This is a genomic window from Phenylobacterium sp., from assembly GCF_036402295.1.
Lineage (GTDB): Bacteria > Pseudomonadota > Alphaproteobacteria > Caulobacterales > Caulobacteraceae > Phenylobacterium.
Genome location: NZ_DASWTE010000327.1, coordinates 1 through 3,742, shown reverse-complemented (window position 1 = coordinate 3,742; position 3,742 = coordinate 1). Strand labels below are relative to the sequence as shown.

The 3,742-nt window shown below is 69.0% G+C and carries 4 protein-coding genes; all 4 read right to left on the bottom strand.

Features of this window, described 5'->3' with window-relative positions; translation table 11 throughout:
- Window positions 1-1,061: serine hydrolase domain-containing protein (locus VGD44_RS19570; protein ID WP_331090057.1), on the bottom strand; the 1,061-nt coding region annotated here is incomplete at its 3' end.
- 5 nt (window positions 1,062-1,066) lie between these two features.
- Entirely contained in the window at window positions 1,067-1,348 is a 282-nt protein-coding gene (locus VGD44_RS19565) for an acylphosphatase (RefSeq protein ID WP_331090056.1), read from the bottom strand.
- Window positions 1,348-2,202: a PfkB family carbohydrate kinase gene (locus tag VGD44_RS19560; RefSeq protein WP_331090055.1), complete on the bottom strand. Its 855-nt coding sequence runs from the start codon at window positions 2,200-2,202 to the stop codon at window positions 1,348-1,350. The genes VGD44_RS19565 and VGD44_RS19560 overlap by 1 nt, the downstream gene beginning before the upstream one ends.
- A 134-nt stretch (window positions 2,203-2,336) precedes the next feature.
- Window positions 2,337-3,728: an adenosylhomocysteinase gene (gene ahcY / locus VGD44_RS19555; protein ID WP_331090054.1), complete on the bottom strand. Its 1,392-nt coding sequence runs from the start codon at window positions 3,726-3,728 to the stop codon at window positions 2,337-2,339.
- Between the last annotated feature and the right edge of the window lie 14 nt (window positions 3,729-3,742).

Below are 3,742 nucleotides of genomic sequence, written 5' to 3'. Positions count from 1 at the left end.
CCCTGCTTGTTCATGGCGTAGGCGCCGCCCAGGCGCCGCTGCGGGTCGGCGAAGGCGCAACTGCCGCCCCAGCCCGAGTGGCCGAAGCTCTCCGTCCCCGGCCCCCAGGGGAAGTTGATCTCGTTGCGCATGAAGCCCGCCGCCCAGCTCATCACGTAGGGCAGCACCAGGTCCTGGCCCCGGATGCGTTCGCGGCTGGCCTCGGCGATCAGGGCCGGCGACAGGATCTCGCCGCCGTCCAGCCAGCCGTCGTTGGCCAGCGCCCCCATCAGCTTTGCGAAGGCTTCGGCGGTGGCGTAGCCGTTGGTGGACGGCACCTCCATGCGCCGGTAGTCAGCCCCTGCCTTGCCGGCGGCCGACGACCAGGGCGCCAGGAAGGCGGCCCGGGTGGCGTCATTGATCTCGCCGAAGTCCGGCAGCGCGCTCGGCCGCTGCAGCTCGGCCACGCGGCCCTCGGCGTCCGCCGGCAGACCGACCCACAGGTCGAGGCCATAGGGGCCGCCGATGTCCTCGCGGAACGCCGTGCCGATGGTGCGGCCGTCGACGCGGTGGAAGATCTCGCCGACGATGTAGCCCACCGTCACCGGGTGATAGCCGCTGGCGCTGCCCGGCGGCCACATCGGCGCCATCGCCGCCAGCCGCGCGCAGATCGCGTCCCAGTCCACCCACAGACCCGGGTCCATCGGCTCGGGGAAGCCGGGCAACCCCGCCTGATGCGAGATCGCCTGCTCGATGGTGACGGCGTCCTTGCCGGCCTGGGCGAACTCGGGCCAGACGCTGGCGACCGTCTGGCCGTAGTCCAGCTTCCCGGCATCGACTAGGCGGGCGATCATCAGGGCCGACACCGACTTGGTGGTGGAGAAGACCGGGACCAGGGTGTGCTCGCCGAACGGGTCCACGCGCCTGCGGTCGGCCCAGCCGCCCATCAGGTCCAGCACCACCTCGCCGTCCTCGACCAGGGTGAAGCGCGCGCCCAGTTCCTCGCCGGCCTCGAACGACCGGGCGAAGACGTCCTTGACGCCCGCGAAGCGCGCGGGCGCGAAACCTGTGATCTCGACCATGAACCCTAGACCGTGGGGCGTTCTTCGAAGCCGACGCTGCCGTCGTCCTCGGCCATATAGCGCTCCACGGCCAGCACGACAGCGCCCCGTGGCCCTTCGCGGCAGCTTTCGTGGAGCGCTTCGATCGCGGTGGCGTGGCCGATGGCCAGGATCTCCACCGACCCGTCGCGGCGATTGCGCACCCAGCCCTCGAGCCCCAGCGCCGCGGCCGCCTGCATCGTCCACCAGCGATAGCCCACGCCCTGCACCCGGCCCTGAACGTTCAGGCGCTCGGCATGGCGGGCCATCAGACGGCTTCCGTCCGCACCTCGCCGTCAGGGTTGGCGAGCCGGTCGGCGATGGCGACGATGGGGAGTTCGCACGCCCGCCAGATCCGGGCGGCCTCGACGGCCATCACCGCGGCGCGGGCCGCGCGGGCGGCGGCGTGGCGGGGCTCAAGGCCCTCGATCAGGCCCGCCCCGAAGCTCGCGGTCACCAGGTCGCCGGTGCCGTTGGGGGCGCTCTCCTGCCGGGGATGGGCGAAGAGCACGGCCTCGTCGGCGTCGACGTACAGTAGGCCGGTCTCGCCGGGTCCGGCCGGCGCCGAGGTGATCAGCGCCGGCCGGCCTAGCGCGCGGGCGGCGTCCCTGGCCTGGGCGGTCGTCTCGATCTTGCGGTCGGTCAGGAAGGCGAGCTCCCACAGGTTGGGCGTGATCCAGTCTGCGAGGGGAACCAGCCGCGCCTCGACCTGTTCCGCGACCTCGTATTTCACGTAGAGGCCCTTCGGTGTGTCGCCCAGGACGGGGTCGACGATCACCAGCGGCCGCTGAGCGCCGTTGGTCTTGCCGTCCGCCCGCTCGGTGTGGCGCACGCGTTCGATGACGCCGGCGGCGATCTCGACCTGTTCGGGATCGGAGAAGTGGCCGGTGATGATCAGGTCGACCATGCCGAACAGGGCGTCGGCCTCGATGTCGCCCAGCATGCGCCGGAACACGTCGGGTTGCGTGATCTCGCCGCGGCCGCCGCGGGCCGGCGTGCGGCCGAACATGACGGTGGGGGCGAGGACCGGATCGATCTTGTGCGCGGCCAGCACATACTGCTGCGCCGCCCCGCCGATGCGCGAGGCCGCCACGAACGAGGAAAGGATCAGGGCGAGCGGCACAGGTTTCGGCCCTAGCCCAGATAACATGTTCATTCCAGCGTTATTCTACTGGAAATGGTAAACGACGTACCCATTTTCACTACTGACGGTGGTAAGACTTGCGGCCGTCCTGGGACGGCCGCAATGCCTGCCGCTTAGTACCGGTAGTGTTCCGGTTTGAACGGGCCCTGCGGGGTCACGCCGATGTAGTCGGCCTGGTCCTTCGAGAGCGCGGTCAGCTTGGCGCCCAGCTTCTCGAGGTGGAGCATGGCCACCTTCTCGTCGAGGTGCTTGGGCAGGGTGTAGACGCGCTTCTCGTACTTCGCGCCGTTCACCCACAGCTCGATCTGGGCCAGCGTCTGGTTGGTGAAGCTGGCGCTCATCACGAACGACGGGTGGCCCGTGGCGTTGCCCAGGTTCACGAGGCGGCCTTCCGACAGCACGATGATCTTCTTGCCGTCCGGGAACTCGACGTGGTGGACCTGGTCCTTGATCTTGTCCCACTTGTAGTTCCGCAGGCCCGCGATCTGGATCTCGGAATCGAAGTGGCCGATGTTCGCCACGATCGCGTTGTTCTTCATCCTGCGCATGTGGTCGACGGTCAGCACGTCCTTGTTGCCCGTCGCGGTGATGAAGATGTCGGCCTTGTCGGCCACGTCCTCGACGCGGACCACCTCATAGCCTTCCATCGCCGCCTGCAGGGCGCAGATCGGGTCGACTTCGGTGACCATGACGCGGGCGCCGCCGTTGCGCAGCGAGGCGGCCGAGCCCTTGCCCACGTCGCCGTAGCCCAGGACGACCGCGGTCTTGCCGGCCAGCATCACGTCGGTGCCGCGGCGGATGGCGTCCACCAGGCTCTCGCGGCAGCCGTAGAGGTTGTCGAACTTCGACTTCGTCACGCTGTCGTTGACGTTGATGGCGGTGAACGGCAGCTCGCCGCGCTCGTGCATCTGGTAGAGGCGGTGCACGCCCGTGGTGGTCTCTTCCGACACGCCCCGGCAGGCGTCGCGGATGGCCGAGTAGAAGCCGGGCTTCTCCTTCAGGTACCGCTTCATCACGGCGAAGAGGGCTTCCTCTTCCTCGTTCTGCGGGTTGTTCAGGACGCTGGGGTCCTTCTCGGCCTTCGGGCCCAGGACGCAGAGCAGGGTGGCGTCGCCGCCGTCGTCCAGGATCAGGTTCGGGTAGCCGCCGTCGGACCACTCGAAGATCTTGTGGGCGTACTCCCAGTACTCGACCAGGGTCTCGCCCTTGATCGCGAAGACCGGCGTGCCCTTGGCCGCGATGGCCGCGGCGGCGTGGTCCTGCGTCGAGAAGATGTTGCACGAGGCCCAGCGCACGTCGGCGCCCAGAGCCTGCAGCGTCTCGATGAGCACCGCGGTCTGGATGGTCATGTGCAGCGAGCCGGCGATGCGGGCGCCCTTCAGCGGCTGGCTCTTGCCGAACTCGGCGCGCGTGGCCATCAGGCCCGGCATCTCGGTTTCGGCGATGTCGATTTCCTTGCGGCCCCAGTCGGCGAGCGAGAGGTCCTTCACGACGTAGTCGGTCATTTCGATTCCTGAAG

Coding starts and splice junctions, on each gene's coding strand:
- VGD44_RS19565 (WP_331090056.1), bottom strand. CDS start 1,348: ATGGCCCGCCATGCCGAGCGCCTGAACGTTCAGGGCCGGGTGCAGGGC.
- ahcY (WP_331090054.1), bottom strand. CDS start 3,728: ATGACCGACTACGTCGTGAAGGACCTCTCGCTCGCCGACTGGGGCCGC.